16 protein-coding genes and 1 pseudogene are annotated in these 19172 nt (G+C 70.8%); 2 read left to right on the top strand and 15 right to left on the bottom strand.

Annotated elements, in window-relative coordinates:
- Positions 1–7 precede the first annotated feature (7 nt).
- On the bottom strand, positions 8–877 hold the full coding sequence (rsmA, locus tag D8M34_RS07145) for a 16S rRNA (adenine(1518)-N(6)/adenine(1519)-N(6))-dimethyltransferase RsmA (RefSeq protein WP_126893584.1): 870 nt from the start codon (positions 875–877) through the stop codon (positions 8–10).
- Between the two features lie 73 nt (positions 878–950).
- On the opposite strand from rsmA, the gene D8M34_RS07140 reads away from it, so the two are divergent.
- A complete protein-coding gene (locus D8M34_RS07140) occupies positions 951–2237 on the top strand; it encodes an MFS transporter (protein ID WP_126893583.1) in 1287 nt (428 codons plus the stop codon).
- Here the strand turns inward: D8M34_RS07140 and D8M34_RS07135 are convergent.
- The 10 genes from D8M34_RS07135 to rsmI all read right to left on the bottom strand — a co-directional run bounded on the left by D8M34_RS07135 (position 2216) and on the right by rsmI (position 14200).
- Positions 2216–3094: a TatD family hydrolase gene (locus D8M34_RS07135; RefSeq protein ID WP_126893582.1), complete on the bottom strand. Its 879-nt coding sequence runs from the start codon at positions 3092–3094 to the stop codon at positions 2216–2218. The two genes, D8M34_RS07140 and D8M34_RS07135, sit on opposite strands and share 22 nt — an antisense overlap.
- A 17-nt stretch (positions 3095–3111) precedes the next feature.
- Entirely contained in the window at positions 3112–4689 is a 1578-nt protein-coding gene (metG, locus tag D8M34_RS07130) for a methionine--tRNA ligase (protein WP_126893581.1), read from the bottom strand.
- A 49-nt stretch (positions 4690–4738) separates the two neighbouring features.
- Positions 4739–5908, bottom strand: coding sequence for a glycoside hydrolase family 1 protein (locus tag D8M34_RS07125; protein ID WP_126893580.1), 1170 nt, complete (start codon positions 5906–5908; stop codon positions 4739–4741).
- A gap of 41 nt (positions 5909–5949) precedes the next feature.
- Complete coding sequence (locus tag D8M34_RS07120) at positions 5950–7650, bottom strand: ABC transporter ATP-binding protein (protein WP_126893647.1); 1701 nt, start codon at positions 7648–7650, stop codon at positions 5950–5952.
- A gap of 5 nt (positions 7651–7655) precedes the next feature.
- Entirely contained in the window at positions 7656–8588 is a 933-nt protein-coding gene (locus D8M34_RS07115; protein ID WP_025105609.1) for an ABC transporter permease, read from the bottom strand.
- Positions 8585–9565: an ABC transporter permease gene (locus tag D8M34_RS07110; RefSeq protein WP_025105608.1), complete on the bottom strand. Its 981-nt coding sequence runs from the start codon at positions 9563–9565 to the stop codon at positions 8585–8587. The genes D8M34_RS07115 and D8M34_RS07110 overlap by 4 nt, the downstream gene beginning before the upstream one ends.
- Positions 9562–11226, bottom strand: a complete 1665-nt coding sequence (locus tag D8M34_RS07105) for an ABC transporter substrate-binding protein (RefSeq protein WP_126893579.1) — start codon at positions 11224–11226, stop codon at positions 9562–9564. Before D8M34_RS07105 ends, D8M34_RS07110 begins: the two co-directional genes overlap by 4 nt.
- Before the next feature lie 156 nt (positions 11227–11382).
- Complete coding sequence (locus D8M34_RS07100) at positions 11383–12477, bottom strand: LacI family DNA-binding transcriptional regulator (RefSeq protein ID WP_025105606.1); 1095 nt, start codon at positions 12475–12477, stop codon at positions 11383–11385.
- 209 nt (positions 12478–12686) lie between these two features.
- Entirely contained in the window at positions 12687–13325 is a 639-nt protein-coding gene (locus D8M34_RS07095) for a class I SAM-dependent methyltransferase (protein ID WP_126893578.1), read from the bottom strand.
- A 53-nt stretch (positions 13326–13378) separates the two neighbouring features.
- Positions 13379–14200 (bottom strand): 16S rRNA (cytidine(1402)-2'-O)-methyltransferase, encoded by an 822-nt coding sequence (gene rsmI, locus D8M34_RS07090; RefSeq protein WP_025105604.1) that lies wholly within the window; start codon positions 14198–14200, stop codon positions 13379–13381.
- 83 nt (positions 14201–14283) lie between these two features.
- Between rsmI and D8M34_RS07085 the strand changes: the two genes are divergently transcribed.
- The gene (locus D8M34_RS07085) at positions 14284–15837 is read left to right on the top strand and encodes a dolichyl-phosphate-mannose--protein mannosyltransferase (protein ID WP_126893577.1); all 1554 of its coding nucleotides are present in this window, start codon (positions 14284–14286) and stop codon (positions 15835–15837) included.
- 33 nt (positions 15838–15870) lie between these two features.
- Here D8M34_RS07085 and D8M34_RS07080 read toward each other — a convergent pair whose 3' ends face one another.
- From D8M34_RS07080 to D8M34_RS18960, 4 genes and pseudogenes are all read right to left on the bottom strand, one after another.
- Positions 15871–16350 (bottom strand): Lrp/AsnC family transcriptional regulator, encoded by a 480-nt coding sequence (locus D8M34_RS07080; protein ID WP_025105602.1) that lies wholly within the window; start codon positions 16348–16350, stop codon positions 15871–15873.
- A gap of 1 nt (position 16351) precedes the next feature.
- The gene (locus D8M34_RS07075) at positions 16352–17755 is read right to left on the bottom strand and encodes an amino acid permease (protein ID WP_126893576.1); all 1404 of its coding nucleotides are present in this window, start codon (positions 17753–17755) and stop codon (positions 16352–16354) included.
- On the bottom strand, positions 17752–18819 hold the full coding sequence (gene hisC, locus D8M34_RS07070; RefSeq protein ID WP_126893575.1) for a histidinol-phosphate transaminase: 1068 nt from the start codon (positions 18817–18819) through the stop codon (positions 17752–17754). The genes D8M34_RS07075 and hisC overlap by 4 nt, the downstream gene beginning before the upstream one ends.
- Positions 18820–18984: 165 nt before the next feature.
- Positions 18985–19172: pseudogene (locus tag D8M34_RS18960) on the bottom strand (thioredoxin domain-containing protein); the annotation flags it as partial.

Here is a 19172-nt window from a genome sequence, read left to right as displayed (position 1 = left end):
TGCCAGATTAGCCGCTGACGCCGGAACCCTCGATCGCCGTTGCGTGCTGGGCGATCCGCTGGTAGTCGTCGACCGTGAGGTCCTCCCCGCGGGCGGTCGGCGCGACGCCGGCGGCGGTGAGCACCTCGGTTGCCGCGGCGGAGCTGCCGAAGAGGCCGGAGAGGGCCTGCCGGAGCATCTTGCGCCGCTGGTTGAAGGCCGCGTCGACGATGGCGAAGGTGCGCCGGCGCTCCTCCACCGGGCCGCGCTCGCCCTCGGAGCGGTCGAAGCCGACGAGGAGGCTGTCGACGTTCGGCACCGGCCAGAACACCTGGCGGGAGACGTTCCCGGTGAGCTTCCACTCGCCGTACCAGGCGGCCTTGACGCTCGGCGAGCCGTAGATCTTCGACCCCGGCTTCGCGGCGAGCCGCTCGGCCACCTCCGCCTGCACCATCACGACGCCCCGCTGCAGGTACGGGAACGTCTCCAGGAAGTGCAGCAGGACCGGCACCGACACGTTGTACGGCAGATTCGCGACGAGGACGGTCGGCTCGCCGGGCAGCTCCGTCACGCGGAGGGCGTCCGCGTCGACCACCGTGAGCATCCCCTCCGGGACGCCGTGCTCGTCGGCGGTCTGCGGCAGGCGGGCGGCCAGGCGGTGGTCGATCTCCACGGCGGTGACGGCGGCCCCCGCCTCGAGGATCGCGAGGGTCAGCGACCCGAGTCCCGGTCCGACCTCGACCACCCGCTCCCCCGGCTGTACACGGGCGGCCTGGACGATCTTGCGGACGGTGTTCGCGTCGACGACGAAGTTCTGTCCGAGCTTCTTGGTGGGGGTGACATCGAGCTCGGCGGCCAGACGGCGGATCTCGGTGGCCCCGAGCAAGGTGACGGTCATGGTCCCATTCTCCCGGATGACGGGCCGTGCCCGGTTCCTGGGTGATGTCCGTGATCATCGCTATCCTTCGGAGGTGCCCTCCCTCGGTGAACTGATCGCTCCGCGGCGCCTGGGCAGGGATTTCCGCTGGCTGCTCGCGTCGTCGTGGACGAGCAACATCGGAGACGGTGTGGCGCTGGCCGCCGCTCCCCTGCTCATCGCGTCGATGACGTCGTCGCCGATCCTCGTGGCCTCCGGCGCCATCCTGCAGTTCCTACCGTGGCTGCTCTTCGGACTGCACGCAGGGGCCATCGCCGACCGCTTCGATCGGCGGCGCCTGGTGATGACCGCCAACGCCGTGCGCGCCGTCGTGCTCGCGGCCCTCTGCGTGTTCCTCGTGACGGGAACCGCGAACATCGGGATCGTCCTCGCCGTCGCGTTCCTCTACGGCACCGCCGAGGTCTTCGTCGACACCGCGGGGAGCACATTGCTGCCGATGCTCGTGAAGCCGGCAGACCTCGGTATCGGGAACGCGCGCCTGCAGGCCGGGTATCTCGTCGCCAACCAGTTCGCCGGGCCGCCGCTGGGCGCGTTCCTCTTCGCCGCCGGGAGCGCATGGCCGTTCCTCGTCGAGGTGCTGTGCGTGACGCTCGCGATCGTCCTCATCTCCCGCATGGCCCGCACGCCCGTCCCGCCGCGGGAGACCGAGAGCCACCCGCCGGTGCACACCGACATCGCGGAGGGTCTGCGCTGGCTGTGGCGCAATCCGCCGGTGCGCATGCTCGTGCTCATCATCCTCGTCTTCAACGTGACCTGGGCCGCGCCGTGGGGCGTGCTCGTGCTCTACGCCACCGAGCACCTGCAGATGGGGCCCGTGGGTTACGGCGCGCTCACCACGGCGTCCGCGGCGGGCGGCATCCTCGCGACTCTGAGCTTCGGCTGGCTGGAACGGCACGTGTCGTTCGCGAGCCTGATGCGCATCGTCCTCTCGCTCGAGGTGCTCATGCATCTCGCGTTCGCGCTGACCACCACGGGCACGGTGGCCCTCGTCATCATGTTCTTCTTCGGGGCGTACGCCTTCGTGTGGGGCACGATCTCCACGACCGTCCGGCAGCGCCTCGTCCCCGCTTCCCTCCAGGGGCGCGTGGCCTCGGTCAACATGGTCGGCGTCTTCGGCGGCATGATCGTCGGTCAGGCCCTCGGCGGCGTCATCGCGCAGACCTGGGGCCTGACGGCACCGTGGTGGTTCGCCTTCGGCGGGGCGGCGATCACCCTGGTGCTGGTGTGGAAGCCCATCTCGCACATCGTCAGTGCCAAGCCCGTCGCCGAGACCGGGCCCGAGGACGTCGATCGGGAGGGTCAGCCGGCGAACGAGCCGTAGACCCGCAGCGTGTTCTCGGCGAGCTGCGCGGAGAGCTCTTCCACGTCCAGGTCGAGCTCCGCGGCCAGGAAGCGCACCGTGAGAGGCACGAGGTACGGCGCGTTCGGGCGGCCCCGCAGCGGGACCGGCGTGAGGAACGGAGCGTCCGTCTCGACGAGGAGGCGATCGAGCGGGGTGACCTTCAGCGCGTCGCGCAGGTTCTGCGCGTTCTTGAACGTCACGTTCCCGGCGAACGACAGGTAGTAGCCCGCGTCGGCGCACACCCGAGCCATCGCCTCGTCGCCGGAGAAGCAGTGGAACACGGTGCGCTCGGGGGCCCCGACCCGCGTCAGCGTCTCCAGCACGGCCTCGTGCGCATCCCGGTCGTGGATCTGCATCGCGATGCCGTGCTTCTTCGCGAGCGCGATGTGCGCCTCGAAGGAGGCGAACTGCGGCGCACGGCGCTCCGGTTCGGTGCGGAAGAAGTCGAGCCCGGTCTCGCCGATCGCGCGCGTGCGCGGATGGGCGGCGAGCTCGTCGATGACCGCGAGCGCCTCGTCGAGGCGCCCCTCCTCCGCGTACGTCGGGGCATCGTTCGGGTGGATGGCGACCGCGGCGAGGACCCGGGGGTCGGACGCGGCGGCCTCGACCGCCCAGCGGGACGACTCGATGTCTCCGGACGCCTGCACGACGCCGATGACACCGACGGCCTCCGCCCGGTCGAGCTGGGTCTTGAGAGACATGGGCTGGTCACCATCGGCGATCTCGAGGTGCGCGTGGTTGTCGTACACGGGCACCGCGAGGGGCTCCGGGGCCGCCGGATAGGTCCGGTCCTTGCGCCCGTCGCCCGAGCGCTCGCGCACGTAGGTCTCCGCCATGGTGTCCTGCCCGGATGTCAGGCCGTGGACTCCACGCGCGGGAACAGCGGCGCGAGGCCGTTGACGCTCGTGCCCGGCTTCAGCACGCCCCAGGCCCCCGCCTCGCGGATCGGCTGGTCCTGCAGCCGCCCCAGGGCCTCCGCGGCGCCGAGCGCGATCCACAGCTTCTCGGTCGACTGCGGCATCACCGGCGACAGCAGCACGGCCAGCGCCCGCAGCCCCTCGGCGCACGTGTAGAGCACGGTGCCCAGACGCTCGCGCTGGTCCTCGTCGCGGGCGAGCGCCCACGGCTCGTTCTCGGTGATGTAGCCGTTGAGCGCGTCGACGATGGTCCAGATCGCGGAGATCGCCTCGTCGATGCGGAACTGGCCGATCGCGCCGTCCGCCTTCGTCGCGGCGTCCGCGACGATCCGCTGGATCGCGAGGTCGGCCTCGGTGTACTCGGCCGCCGGCGGCACGATGCCCTCGAAGTACTTCTCGATCATCGCGGTCGTGCGCGAGGCGAGGTTGCCGAAGCCGTTCGCGAGCTCGGCCTGGTACCGCGCGGAGAGGTCCTCCCAGGAGAACGAGCCGTCCTGGCCGAACGCGATCGCCGACAGGAAGTAGAAGCGGTACGCGTCGGAGCCGAAGACGTCGGTGATCTCGGTCGGCGCGATGCCGGTGAGCTTCGACTTCGACATCTTCTCGCCACCCACGAGCAGCCAGCCGTGCGCGAAGACGCCCTTCGGCACATCGAGCCCGGCCGCCATCAGCAGCGCCGGCCAGATCACGGCGTGGAAGCGCAGGATGTCCTTGCCGACCACGTGGTACGCGGGCCAGCGGCGCGCGAAGGTCTCCTCGTCGGAGCCGTAGCCGACGGCCGTGGCGTAGTTGAGCAGCGCGTCGACCCACACGTAGATGACGTGCGACTCGTCCCACGGCAGCGGGATGCCCCAGTCGAAGGTCGAGCGGGAGATCGACAGGTCCTTGAGGCCCTGGCTCACGAAGGAGACGACCTCGTTGCGCGCCGAATCGGGCCGCACGAAGTCGGGCTCGGTCTTGTAGAGCTCGAGCAGGCGGTCCTGGAACTCGCTGAGCTTGAAGAAGTAGTTCTTCTCCTGCAGCAGCTCGAGCGGCTTGGAGTGGATGGCGCAGACCTTCAGCCCCTCGAAGGGACCGGTGCCGTCGACGATCTCCGACTCCGGCTTGAACTCCTCGCAGCCCACACAGTAGAGCGCCTCGTACTCGCCCGCGTAGATGTACCCGCGGTCGTAGAGCCGCTGGAAGAACGTCTGCACGTTCGTCTCGTGCCGCTCCTGCGTGGTGCGGATGAAGTCGTCGTTCGCGACGTCGAGGGTCTTCAGCAGCGGGAACCAGCTCTCGCTGACGAGCTTGTCGACCCACTCCTGCGGGGTGACGCCGTTGGCGGCCGCGGCCCGCAGCATCTTCTGACCGTGCTCGTCGGTGCCCGTCAGCATCCAGGTGTCGTCGCCCGCCTGGCGGTGCCACCGTGCGAGCGTGTCGACGGCCACCGTCGTGTACCCGTGACCGATGTGCGGCACATCGGAGGGGTAGTAGATCGGCGTGGTGATGTAGAAGGAGTCGCCAGCGGGCATGGGGACAATTCTAGGTGCCCCCATGCCCGTGGTTACGCCGTGCGGCTCGTCAGAGCCCATTGCGGCGGGCGACCTCGCCGAGCCAGGCCAGCGAGGGCTTCGGGAACCGCTCGAAGGTCTCGTGGTCGAAGCCGATGAGACCGAACGTCGGCCGGAATCCACTCGCCCATTCGTAGTTGTCCAGCGCGCTCCAGTGCTGGTAGGCGCGGACCTCGATGCCGTCGCTGATGGCGCGGTGCAGCCCCTCCAGCGCGCCCTGCGTGTAGGCGATGCGCCGGGTGTCGTCGGCCGTGGCGATGCCGTTCTCCGTGACGAGCACGGGGACGCCGCCGCTGCGCTCCCACGCGCTCCGGACGCCCAGTTCGAGGGCCTCGGGGAAGAACTCCCAGCCCGTGAGCGTCGTCTCCACGTCCGGCGACACCGGCAGTGGCCCCTCCGGACCGATGAACGTGCGGGTGTAGGCCTGCACGCCCACGAAGTCGTCTCCGGCGGACTGCTCCAGGTACCAGTGGTCGCGCGGGTCGCCGTACGTCGCGAGCATCTCGTCGGCGCCGGGCTCGCCGGTGGAGTGGAAGGCCTGGGTGGCGATCGTCCAGCCCGCCTGCACCCCGGGAACCGTGTGCAGGATCTCGGCCGCGCGCCGGTGGGCCGTCAGCAGGGTGTCCGCGACGCCGAGGTCCGGATTCGGCAGGCCGTAGGCGACGAGGTTCGCCGCGTCCTCGCCTCCGGCCAGCATCGCCGCGATGTTCGGCTCGTTGATGGTGCACACGTAGCGCACGCCGTCGAGGATCGGCAGCACGGACTCCACGTAGCGGGAGAACAGGTCCACGGCGTCGCCGGCACGCCAGAAGCCGTCCTTCTGGAACCACTGCGGCACCGTGAAGTGCATGAGGGTGACCGTCGGGTCCAGCCCGTTCTCCCTGGCGGTGTCGATCATCCGGCGGTAGTGGTCGAGCATCGCCCGCGAGACGAACCCGCGCTCCGGCTCGATCCGCGCCCACTCGACCGAGAACCGGTAGGAGTTCAGCCCGGCCTCGGCGAGCAGCCGCATGTCCTCCGGGTAGCGGTGGAAATGGTCGGCGGCGTCACCGGAGGGCTCGACCATGGGCGAGTCGGGGGCGTGTTCCATCGCCCACCAGTTGCTCGTGGTGTTGTTGCCCTCCACCTGGTGGGCGGCGGTCGCGGCGCCCCAGAGGAAGCCGTCGGGGAATGCGAGCACGGATGCGCTCCTCTCTCTTTCTTGCAGTCGTTCGGTGCGCGTCAGCGGGCGCGGGCGGGGTTCGGCACGGCGTCGAGCAGTTCGACCGTGTACGGGTCCTCCGGATGCTGCAGCACCTGCGAGGTCTCGCCCCGCTCGACGACGCGGCCGCTGTTGAGCACGAGGATGTTCTCGGTGACGAGCCGCGCGCTCAGCAGATCGTGGGTGATGTAGAGCATGCTGATGCCCCACCGTTCGCGGAGGTCCTCCAGCAGCGCGAGCACGCCGGCGCGGAGCGACACGTCGAGCATCGACACCGGCTCGTCCGCGATGAGCACCTGCGGGTCGCTCGCGAGCGCCCTGGCGATCACCACGCGCTGCCGCTGCCCGCCGGAGAGCTGGTGCGGCAGCTTGGCGGCGAACTGCTCGACGGGCGTGAGGCCCACCGTCTCCAGCAGTTCGAGCACCCGGGCCCTGGCCTCCGCCCCGCGCAGCCTCGTGTAGTTCACGACGGGACGGGTCAGGGCGTACTCGACGGTGTGCAGCGGGTTCAGGGCCGCGTACGGATCCTGGAACACCATCTGCACGTCCTTGCGGAGGTCGCGGAGTCCTCGGCGCTTCAGGGCCGCGACATCGACATCGCCGAAGCGGATGCGGCCCGAGGTCGGCTTCTCGACCCCGGTGAGCATCTTCGCGATCGTCGACTTGCCCGAGCCGGAGGCACCGACCAGCGCCAGCGCCTCCCCCGGCTCCAGGCGGAAGGACACGTCGTCGACCGCGACGACCGGATCCTGGCCGCGGCGCGGTGCCGGATAGCGCTTGGTCACGCCCTCCACCACGATCGCGGCGTCGGCCCGCCGGGCGTCCCGCGGAGACACGGTCGGCAGGGTCTCGGTGACGTCCGTACGGCTGCGTCCCTCCCGGCGACGGGTGCCGAGATCGACGAACCCGGAGATCTCGATCTTCTCGGCGCGCGGGTCGGCGTAGTGGCTCAGCAGCATCCGGGTGTACTCGTCCTGCGGGCGGTGCAGGATGTCCTGGCTGCGGGCGTCCTCCACGATGCGGCCCTCGTGCATGACCATCACCCGGTCGGTCGCCTCGAGGACGATCCCGAGGTCGTGGCTGATGAGGATCGCCGTGAAGCGCTCGGACCGCTGCAGCTCCTGGATCGTGTCCATGACCGCGTGCTGGACGAGCACGTCGAGCGCGGTGGTGGGCTCGTCGAACACCATCAGCTGGGGTTCGAGCGAGAGGGCGAGGGCGATCGACGCGCGCTGGCGCATGCCGCCGGAGAGCTCACCGGGGTATCGGTCGAGCACCTCCGGCTTGAGCCCCACCTTGCCGACGAGCTCCCGCGCCCTGGCCTGGCGCTGCTCGGCGGGCACATGACCGTGCGCGGCGAAGATGTCGCGGAAGTGGTTGCCCACGGTCCGCACGGGGTTCAGCGCGTTCATGCCGGACTGCAGCACCATCGCGAAGCCGCCCTGCCGCTGACGCCGCAGTTCTTCGGCGTCGAGCTCGCGGATGTCGCGGCCGTCGAACAGGATGCGGCCGCCGCTGATGCGCGCCGGCGGCTTCTGCAGCCGCGTGAGCGCGAAGCCGAGCGTGGACTTGCCCGACCCGGACTCGCCGACGAGCCCGACGAACTCGCCGCGCCGGAGCGCGAACGACACGTCGCGCACGGCCGGCACCGGCTCCTGCCCCGGGGAGGCGTACTCCACGGACAGTGACTGGACGTCGAGGAGGATGTCGTCGTGCTCCATGGCGCTCATCGGCCCTTCCCTTCGCGCAGGCGCGGATTGGAGATGCCGTCCACGCCGAAGTTGATGAGTGTGAGGCTGAGGGCGAGCAGCGCGATGCACAGACCGGGCGCGAACAGCAGCAGCCACTGGCCGGTGAGCAGGGAGTTCGAGTTCTGCGCCCAGTAGAGCATCGTGCCCCAGCTGACGATGCTGGAGTCGCCCAGACCGAGGAACTCCAGCCCCGCCTCCGCGAGGATCGCCGCCGTCGCCGCCCCGAAGAGGGTGCCGGCGATGATCGACGTCATGTTCGGCAGGATCTCGCGGAAGACGATCCGCGCCCTGCTGTCGCCGGAGAACTGCGCCGAGGTGACGAAGTCGTTGCCGCGCAGGGACTGGGTCTGGCTGCGCAGCACGCGGGCACCCCAGGCCCAGCCGGTCACGACGATCACGGCGATGATCATGAGGATGCCGCCGTTCTGCAGGTAGGCCGCGATCACGATCATCAGCGGCAGGCCCGGGATCACGAGGAAGAGGTTCACGATGAACCCGACGACCTCGCCCGCGAAGCCGCGCATGTAGCCCCAGCTCAGACCGATCAGCACGGCCACGATCGTGGAGAGGAGCCCGGCCGCGAAGCCCACGAGGAGGCTGACCTGGGCACCGTAGATGAGCTGGCTGAGCACGTCCTCCCCGGCCGCGGTCGTGCCGAGCCAGTGCTCCCACGAGGCGTCGGCGTTGCGCGGGAACCCGTTCTCCTTCGGGCCGTACGGAGCCAGGAGCGGGGCGAACACGGCGACGAGCACGAAGAACGCGAGGAGGCAGAGGCCGATGCGGGCCTTGCCGTTGGACCACAGGGTGCCGACCATGCGGCCGAAGGCGCGCCACGGGCTGGGCGCCGCGATGCGGGCGGTGGGGACCTTGACGGTCACGGTGCTGGGGGTGGGGTTCGGGGTCGTCATCGGCGAGTCCTCGGGTCGAGAACCCCGTAGAGGATGTCCACGAGGAAGTTGGCGATGAGCACGCTCACGGTGATCATCAGGAAGAGCGCCTGCATGAGCGGGTAGTCCTGCCCGATCACGGCGTTGAACAGCAGGTAGCCGATGCCCGGATAACCGAACACCTGCTCGACGAGGATCGAGCCGCCCACCACGCCGCCGAGCGTGAGCCCGAAGCCGGTGAGGTTCGGCAGGATCGCGTTGCGGGCCGCGTAGCGGAGGGCGATCGTGCGGCCGCGGAGGCCGTTCGCCTCGCCGAAGGTGATGTAGTCCTCGCCGAGGGTATTGATCATCGCGTTGCGCATGCCGATGATCCAGCCGCCGAGGGAGGTGAGCAGGATCGTCAGCGCCGGCAGGAACGCGTGCCGGACGAGGTCGACGATGAAGTCCCAGGTGAAGCCCGGGGTGGTCGTCGCCGAGTAGGCGCCGGTGGTCGGGAACCAGTGCAGCACGTAGCCGAGGAAGAACAGCAGCAGCAGCGCCGTCCAGAAGTACGGGAACGTACTGAGGAACGACCCGGTCAGCGTCGGCAGGGAGTCCAGCCACGTGCCGCGCCTCCAGGCGGCCATCACGCCGATGAGGGTGCCGATCACGAAGGCGAGGATCGTGACGATGCCGACGAGGCCGAGCGTGTACGGCAGCGCGGTGGAGACCATGCTCGACACGGTCTGCGGGTAGAACGTGTACGAGACGCCGAAGTCGAGTCGCACGACCTGGCCGAGGTAGGCCACGTACTGGTCCCACATCGATCCGGTCGGCACTCCGAGCTGCGCCTCGATCGCGGCGCGCGTGGCGTCGGAGACCGGACCGTTCTGGGAGAGCTTCGCGATCGCGGCGTCGGCGGGAGAGCCGGGCATGAGTCGCGGGAGGAAGAAGTTCAGGGTGATCGCGGCCCACAGGGTGAGCAGGAACAAGCCGATCTTCTGGAGGACGTACTTCACTGGTCTCCCCCGTCCGTGCGCTTCAGGTGGGTGAAGATGCCCAGCGGTGCCGAGTCGTAGTTCTGCGGGATCATGTACGGATCGTCCGCGGAGGGCCAGCCGGTGAACTTCGCGTCGTTGAACAGACCCCAGATCCCGCCGTAGTACAGGCCGATCACGGGGACCTGCTCGTAGACGATGCTCTGCAGTTCGTGCACGATCTCGGTCTGGCGGTCGGGATCGATCGTGGCGCGGTACTCCTCCAGCAGGGCGTCGGCCTCCGGGGAGCGGTAGCGCTCGAAGTTGTTGGTCGTGACCTCGCCGGCCGGCACGTAGAAGTCGCTGGAGAGCAGGCTGTTGTAGGCCTGGTACACGTCGCCGTTGCCCATGCCGCCGATCGCCATCTCGAAGTCGCCGGTGCCGATCGCGCTCTGGTAGCCGGCGGGCTGCGGGAGCTTGAGCGACACCTTGACGCCGACGTCCGCGAGCTGGCGCTGCACGGTCTGGGCGGCGCGCGTCCAGTCGGAGTATCCGTTGGCCGTGGTCAGCGAGAACGCGAGCTGCCCGCCGTCCGGGCCGACGAGCTGATCGCCCTGCAGGGTGTACCCGGACTCGGCGAACGCCGCGAGCGCGGCGTCGCGGTCCTGCGCGAGCATGCCCTGGTCCGGGATCTCCGGGTCGAGGTACTTCTCCTGGTTGGGCAGGATGAGGCCGGTCTGCCCTGCGGGCTGCATGTACCCCTCGGAGGCGGTCTCGGCGATCTCCTCCCGGTCGAGCGCGAGCGCGATGCCGCGACGGACGTTCACGTCGTCGAACGGGGCGACCTCGAGGTTGGGCACGAGCGAGATGACGCCGCCCGGCGGGAACCACCAGGTGTTGTCGGGACTCGCCGCCCCCCAGGTCCCCTCGACGTCGGAGATGAAGGAGTAGCCCCAGTCGTAACCGCGGGTCACGGTGTCGAGCTGGGTGTTCGTGGCCGGCAGGATGATGTGCTCGATCTCGATCTTGTCCGCCTGCCAGTAGTCGGGGTTGCGGTCCATCGAGTACTGCTGGTCGTTGTAGTTCCCGAGCACGAACGGGCCGGTGCCGACCGGCTCCTCGTTGCGCCAGGTGGCCGGGTCCTCCACGTCGGCCCACAGGTGCTCGGGGACGATCATGGTCTGCCCGAGGATCGAGAGCGACGGCGCGTCCTCGCCCTGGAGGTGGAACACCACGTCGTCGCCGTCGACCTCGATGCGGTCGATGTGCTGCCACGCGCCCTTGATGTCGAGCGAAGGCTCGTCCTTGATGAGCTGGAACGTGAAGGCCACGTCCTCCGGGGTGAAAGGCTCGCCGTCGCTCCACTCCACGCCGTCGCGGACCGTCATCACGATCGTGCGGGCGTCGGGCTGGGTCCACTCGGACGCGAGCCACGGGGTGAGCTCACCGTCGAGCGGGTTCACCAGGATGAGCGGCTCGTAGATCCACCGCGAGGCCGTCCGGGTGTTCGTGAGGTAGGGGTTGAAGTTCTGCGTGAAGAACGGGTTGCCCTTGTCGGCGTTGATGAGCATCGTGTCGTCGCCGATCGAGGGGTCGGGCTGCGAGCTGATCTGGATGCTGCAGCCGCTGAGCGCGACCGCTGCGGCCGCGAGCCCCACGACGGCGGCGCGGCGCCAGCGTCGGAAGGTGTGCGTCTCTGCCACTGGATGACCTCATGTCGTCTCTGTCATGAAGGGCGCCCCGGGGGGTGGGGAGTCCTGCCGGCCGAAGCCGTACACGAGATTGTAAGCGCATACATTTTGAATCGGCAACCCCGTGATGAGCCAGGGGGTCGTCCGGGGCGGTGCGGTCGCGTCGGCTCAGGCCGGGCGCGTGGAGCTCTCGCGAAGCAGGATCTGGAGGGGCAGGCGCGTCGTGAGCGGCGGGGCGTCCGGCTGTTCCAGCCGTCGCGCGAGCACCTGCACCGCCGCGCGTCCGAGCTCGATCATCGGCTGCCGGATCGTGGTCAGCGGCGGCGACACCAGGGTCGCCGCCTCGATGCCGTCGAACCCCGTGACGAGGACGTCGTCCGGCACCCGCACGCCCGCCCCGCGGAACACGTCCATCGCCCCGAGGGCCATCTGGTCGTTGGCGGCGATGAGCGCGGCGGGCACGCCCTCGTGCGCGAGCCGCTCCCCCGCCCGACGTCCGGAGGCGCGGGTGAAATCGCCCCGGAGGATGCGTACCGCTGCCGGATCGCGCCCCGCGGCGGCGAGCGCGGTCGACACGCCCTCCCACCGCTGCTCGGCGTCGGGCGAGTCGGCCGGGCCGGCGAGGAACGCGATCTCCCCCTCCCCGACCTGGGACAGCACGTGACGGGTCAGCTCCCCCATCGCCTCGACGTTGCTCACCGTGACGTGGTCGTAGGCATCGCCCCGCGGCGGTCCGGAGAGCACGACCACCGGGATACGGCGGGCCAGCCGGGCGAGCACGGCGTCCGGCACGCTGCGGGCGAGCACCATGAGCCCGTCCACGCGGCCGGCCATGTCGCGGACGGTGGAGCGGTCGGGATCGTCGCGGCCGACGCCCACCATGAGCACGAACCCCTGCTTCCACGCCTCCAGCTCGGCGCCGCGGAGGACTTCGTCGAGGAACAGCATGGAGGAGTGCGGCGCGTCCTGCTCGTCCGACACGACCGTGAACGGCGGGCGGGCGGCGGCGGACAGCACGTCGAGGGGCGGAGCGTCCTCGGCGGCGTCGAATCCGGGGAAGTACAGCCCCAGCACCCCGGTCCGGCGCTCCGCGAGACCCCGCGCGCTCCCACTGGGGACGTACCCCAGCGCGGCGACCGCGTCGAGCACCCGCTCCCGGGTCACCGGACGGACGGCCTCCGGCGAGCGCAACACCCGCGACACGGTCGCGATCGACACTCCGGCGCGGTCGGCGACGTCGTACACCGTCGCGGCCTTGCTCACGCGGACTCCTCTCGCTCGCGGGTTCTGGTTCTGGTCCTGGTCCTGGTCCTGGTCCTGTCAGCGTAGGACAGTCTCCCCCGGTGTCCCCTTCCCCTCCCGCGCGCGGGCGCAGATTCGCGTCGGTGTCGCAGGGATGGGGCCAGTCTCTGCGACACGGTGCAGGTCTGCGACACGGTGCAGACCTGCGAGGGCGTGCGTGGACGGGCGGGTCAGGAGCGGAGGGCGCGGAGGGCTCCGTGCGGGCGGGAGCTGATCTCGCCGGGTTCGCGCTCGCGGGTCTCGGACCAGTGCAGCTCGAGGCCGGCCGCGGCGAGCAGCGGGGACAGGGCCTCCGCGGTCCAGAAGAAGGAGGGGGCGACGGCATGGGAGAAGGCGACCCGGGGTTCGCCGACGAAGAAGCCGAGGAGCAGGCTCCCGCCGGGGGCGAGCACCCGGGCGAACTCGGCGAACACGTCCGGGAGCTCGGCCGGAGGCGTGTGGATCACGGAGTACCACGCGAGGACGCCGCCGACGGTGCCCGATGCCTGCGGCAGCGTCCGGAACGACCCGTGATGGAACGAGAGGTGCGGATACTGCGCCCGCGCCCCGTGGATGAAAGCCGAGGAGAGGTCGATCCCCTCGACGTCCCGCCCCTCGCCCCCGTGCAGGAAGGCCATCCAGTGCCCGGGGCCGCAGCCCGCATCGAGCAGCCGCCCCGGGGTCTCCTCGCGCCACCGCCGGATGAGCTCGCGGTCACGGGGATCCATCAGTCCCAGGTCTCCCGCGACCTCCCGGTACTCCGCGGCCCTCGCGTCGTAGGCGCGCGCGACCGGGTCCTGTCCCGCGGGAGGCCGCAGATCCGGGCTCATGCCGCAGCCGCCCCCCGCATCCCCGCAACCGGGGTGCGAATCTGCGACGGGGGTCACCGCGACCGCGCCGCCAGGGCCGCCTGATACAGATCCCGGGAGGACAAGCCCGTCAGGGCCGCGACCTCGGAGGCCGCATCCTTCAGGCGGGTGCCGTCCGCGACCAGGGCCTGCACCTGGGCGAGGGCGTCCTCCGGCGAGGCCTCCCGCCGCGGCGCCCCCTCGACGACCACCACGATCTCTCCCTTCACCCCGTCGGCGGCCCAGGCGGCGAGCTCGGACGCGGTGCCACGACGGACCTCCTCGTACAGCTTGGTCAGCTCCCGGCACACGGCGATCCGGCGGTCCGCGCCGAAAGCGGCCCCCATGTCGGTCAGGGTCGTCGCCAGGCGCGAGGGCGACTCGAAGAACACCATCGTGCGCGGCTCGGCGGCGAGGGCGGAAAGGGTCGCCCGGCGCTCCCCCGGCTTCCGCGGCAGGAACCCCTCGAAGGTGAAGCGGTCCGTCGGCAGCCCCGAGATCGCCAGGGCCATGAGCACCGCGCTGGGCCCCGGGATCGCGGTCACCGTGACCCCCTGCGCCACCGCCTCGGCGACGAGGCCGTATCCCGGGTCACTCACGGTCGGCATGCCCGCATCGCTCAGCACCACGAGGTCGGTCTCCGCGGCGAGCGCGGCCAATTCCGCGGCCTTCTGCTTCTCGTTGTGGTCGTGCAGCGCGATCAAGCGGGGCCGGTTGTCGATCGCGAGGGCCTGCAGGAGGCGCTGCGTCGTGCGGGTGTCCTCCGCCACGACGATCTCCGCGTTCTCCAGCACCTCCACGAGTCGCCGCGACGCATCGCCCAGGTTTCCGATCGGGGTCGCGGCGAGGATGATCACCCGCCCAGCTTAGGCGTGGACCGGCAGCGGGACCGGAGCCGGCATACCGGGAGCACAGGGCGGAGTGTGTCTAGACTGGACCGGTGACCGCGCCCGAGCCCCTCCTGCCCCTCCCCGAGGAGCGGCTCACGCGCTACGAGCGACTCCGCGACCGCGTGCTGCAGGCTCCGGACTGGGGCCGGGCGATCGGCTGGCTGGCCCCGCTGCTGGTCACGGCCCTCGCGGCGGTGCTGCGCCTGGCGAACGTCGGACATCCGCACCAGCTCGCCTTCGACGAGACCTACTACGTCAAGGACGCCTGGTCGCTGTGGAGCCTCGGGTACGAGGGGGTGTGGGGCGAAAACGCGAACGACGCCTTCATCACCCTGCAGGAGCTCCCGCTGACGAACAAGGGCGCCTTCATCGTGCACCCGCCGCTCGGGAAGTGGCTCATCGCGCTGGGCATGGCCATCGGCGGCCCGGACAACAGCGCCGGCTGGCGTCTGGCGACCGCCGTCCTCGGTGCGGGATCGGTGCTGCTGGTCTTCCTCATCGCGCGACGCCTGACCGGCTCCGTCGTGGCGGCGACGGTGGCGGGGACGCTCCTCGCGATCGACGGCCTCAGCATCGTGATGAGCCGCATCGCGCTGCTCGACGGCATCCTCACCTTCTTCGTGCTGCTGGGCGTGCTGTTCGTGCTCATCGACCGCCAGCACACGATCCCCCTGCTCGAACGTCGGAACCCCGACGACGAGCACCCGCTGTGGGGACCGATCCTCTGGCGCCGTCCCTGGCTCGTCGCCGCGGGGCTCGCACTCGGCGCCGCCTCGGCGGTGAAGTGGTCGGGGCTGTACGTGCTCGCGGGCTTCGGACTCTTCGTCGTCATCACCGACGCCCTCGCCCGGCGCCGCGGCGGGGTCGTCGTGTGGCCGGCGTCCGCGGTCTTCCGGCAGGGGCCGGTGTCGTTCGTCCTCCTCGTCGTGCCCGCCCTCGCGGTCTACCTCGCGAGCTGGACCGGATGGCTGGTGACGGCGAACGGCTACGACCGCGGCAGCGACCCGAACCCGCTCATCGCCCTATGGAACTACCACGAGGCCATGCTCGGGTTCCACGTGGGCCTCACCCGCGGGCACCCGTACGCGAGCCCGGCGTGGGAGTGGCCCTTCCTGCTCCGCCCCACCGCGGTGTGGGTCGACAGCGACCCCACCGGCTGCGGCGTCGACCACTGCATCGGCGTGATCTCGGCGATCCCCAACCCGCTCATCTGGTACGGCGGCGTCGCGGCCAGCGTGTACCTGCTCTACCGCCTCATCCGCGGGTGGATCACGCGGCAGCCGGTCGGCCCGGCGCTCAGCCTCCCGCTCGTGGGGCTCGCGGTGACCTATCTGCCCTGGCTGATGTTCCCCGACCGGACGATCTTCCAGTTCTACACGGTCGTGATGATGCCGTTCCTCGTGCTCGCACTCACCGCCACACTGCGGATCATCGCCGGGCGCCGGGAGGACCCGCTCCCGCGCCGCCAGTCGGGACAGCGGACCGTCCTGATCTTCCTCGTCGTCGTCGTCCTCGTCTCGGCGTTCTTCCTGCCGCTGTGGACGGGGATGAGCGTTCCCTACGACTTCTGGCGCCTGCACAACTGGCTGCCGGGCTGGGTCTGACCGGCGTCTGACCGACCGGACTCCGAGCCCGGGTCAGGAAACCTCGTCGGCCACGTGCTCCACGAGCGGGAGCACGCGACCCGAGAGATGCGTGCGCATCGCGATGGAGGACGCGGTCCGCGCGACCCCCGGCACGAGGGCGACCCGGTCCAGCACCTCCTGGAGGCGGGTCGCATCGCGGGCGACGAGCCGAAGCTGCATGTCGCTCGCGCCGGTCACCGTGTGCATGTCGACGATCTCCGGCACCGCGTCCGCGAGGGCGGTCGCGACGTCGTCATGCCCCACCTTCTGATCGATCTCGACGAGACAGAACGCCACGACGCCGTACCCGAAGCCGGCGGGGTCGATGCGCGGCACGATCGCCTCAATCACCCCACCCTCGTGCAGGCGCGCGAGACGGCTCGTGGCCGTCCCCCGCGCGATGCCCAGCCGGCGCGCGCACTCCAGGAGGGGCAGCTGCGGCGACTCCGTCAGCAGCCGGATCAGCGCGGCGTCGAGGCGATCGATCCGCACGTCACTCCTTGACGATGCCGGGGCGGGAGACACCCCGCGTCAGGCGGGCGACGACGAGCAACACCGCGGTGAGCCCGAGCGTGAGCAGCAGCTGGATGCGCGCAGCCGGGTCGATCATCGCGAGCGCGATCACGGCGGCGAGCAGCACGAGGCACAGCCACGACACCCAGGGGAAGCCCCAGAGCCGCATGGGCATCGCCTCGCCGGCACGGTCGGCCCGCCGGCGCAGCACGATCTGCGAGATCGCCGTCGCCGTCCAGATCACCAGCAGGGTCGACCCCACGACGTTCAGCAGCGCCGGGAGCACCACGTCCGGGAAGGCCCAGTTGAGTCCGACGGTCACGAAGCCGAAGGCCACCGAGGCGAGGACGGCGACGAACGGCACGCCCTTGAGGCTCGTCCGGGTGACGGACAGCGGCGCCAGCCCGCGTTCCCCCAGCGAGTACGCCATCCGGGAGGCGCCGTAGATGTTGGCGTTCATGGCCGAGAGCAGCGCGATCACCACGATGAGGTCCATCACGAGGCCGACGCCCGGCACGTTCAGGGTGTCCAGGACCGCCGAGAACGGACCGGCCTGCACGGCGGGGTCGTCCCACGGGAGCACCGCGACGATGACGAAGATCGAGCCGACGTAGAAGACGAGGATGCGCACCAGCACCTCGCGCACGATCCGGCGGATGTTGCGGGAGGGGTCGTCCGACTCGGCGGCCGCGATCGCGACGACCTCGGTGCCGCCGAACGCGAAGACGACGATGAGGAGCGCCGCGGCGATGCCCGTGATGCCGTGCGGGGCGAAGCCGCCCTCATCCACCAGGTTCGAGATGCCGGTCGCCGGCACACCGGGGATGAGTCCGACGATGGCGCACACGCCGACGACGAGGAAGGCGATGATCGCGGCGACCTTGATCGCCGCGAACCAGAACTCGAAACGGCCGTAGTTGCGCACGCCGAAGAGGTTCACCGCGGTGAGCGCCACGACGAACACGAGCACCCACACCCACGCGGGGATCCCGGGTACCCAGTTCGCCACGATCCCGGCCGCGCCGGTCGCCTCGGCGGCGATCACGACGACGAGCTGGATCCAGTACAGCCAGCCCACCGCGCTGCCGGCGCTGCGCCCCATGGCCTTCTGGGCGTAGGAGCTGAAGGCGCCGGAGCTGGGGCGGGCCGCCACCATCTCGGCGAGCATCGCCATCACGAGCACGACGATGCCGCCCGCGACGAGGTAGGAGATGAGCACGGCGGGTCCCGCGATGCTGATCGCCTGCCCGGAGCCGACGAACAGCCCCGCGCCGATCGCGCCGCCGAGCCCCATCATGGAGATCTGGCGGCGGGTGAGGCCCGGGTGCAGGCCCTTCGTGGTCGTCGTGGTGACGGGGACCTCGGTCACGGGATCGTTGGTCATGCGTTCACCTCGGCGAGCTCGGTCTCGAGGGCGGCTTCCACCCGGTCGATGTCGGCGGCGGAGCCGGACGAGATGCGGATGCCCTCGCCGGGGAAGGCGCGGGCGACCACGTCGCCGGCATGCAGGAGGGCGTCGAGTTCGGCGGTGCGCTCCCCCGCGGGGACCCAGACGAAGTTGGCCTGCGAGCGGACGGCGGGCCAGCCGGCGGCGGTGAGCACGGTGTACAGCCGATCGCGCTGCGCCACGACCTCGTCGATGCGGACGGCGAGCTCGTCCTCCGCGGCGAGCGAGGCGAGGGCCGCGGCCTGGGCGAGGTCGGTGACCCCGAACGGCACGGCCACCTTGCGCTGCGCCTCGGCGATCGCGGTGGGGGCGATCGCGTAGCCGATGCGGAGCCCGGCCAGGCCGTACGCCTTGGAGAACGTGTGCAGCACCGCGACGTGCGGGTGGCGACGGAACAGCTCGATCCCGGCGCCGCGGCTTTCCGTGCGGTCGAAGTGCACGTAGGCCTCGTCGATGACGACGAGGACGTCGTGCGGCACCGCGGCGACGAAGCGCTCCAGGGCCTCGGCGTCGACGACCGTGCCGGTCGGGTTGTTGGGGTTGCACACGAACACGAGACGTGTGCGCGGGGTGATCGCGGCGCGCATCGCGTCGAGATCGTGTCCGTGATCGGCATCCAGCGGCACGGCGACGGGCGTCGCGCCCGCGATCCGGACGAGCGAGGGGTAGGCCTCGAAGGACCGCCATGCGAAGACGACCTCGTCCCCCTCGCCGGCGACCGCGTGGATGAGCTGGGCGGCGATCTCCACCGAGCCCGCGCCGACGGTCACCTGCGCCGGGTCAACGGCGTACCGGGCGGCGAGCGCCTCCCGGACCGCGGAGGCGCTCATGTCCGGGTAGCGGTGGATGCTGGCCACCCGGTCCTGCACGGCGCGCACGACGGAGGGCAGCGGCGGATGCGGGGACTCGTTCGAGGAGAGCTTGGAGGCACCGGCCGGGGCGGAGCGCCCCTGTCGGTAGGCGGGCACGGCGTCGAGACCGGCGCGGGCGGAGAGAGTCATCGTCAGAGCATCCTTGCTGTGATCCGAGAGGGGTCGCGTCACCCTAGAACGGATCGCGGGCGCTGGGCAAACCGTGCACTCGAAGCTGCGCATCGCGCGCACTCGACGGGCAGACGGACGCCGCGCGGTAGGCAGAATGCACAGCGCTGCGCCGGGGAGGGGCGCTCACCGTGCGCGCGAGACCGCGGCCGGATCGCTCACCGGCAGGCGGCACACGAAGGCGCGGCAGTCGTAGGCGCGCTCGGCGGTCGCCTCCTTGCCCTCGAACAGCTCGAACCCCGCGGCGCCGAACGCCGCGGCCTGCGCCGGCGTGACGACGGCGACGACATCGGCATCGGCTCCGCGGGCCGCGG

Origin of the sequence: Microbacterium sp. HSID17254 (assembly GCF_003989315.1) — a bacterium.
GTDB lineage: Bacteria > Actinomycetota > Actinomycetes > Actinomycetales > Microbacteriaceae > Microbacterium.
Note: the sequence above shows the minus strand (reverse complement) of the source record. Positions and strands in the feature narration are given on the sequence as shown.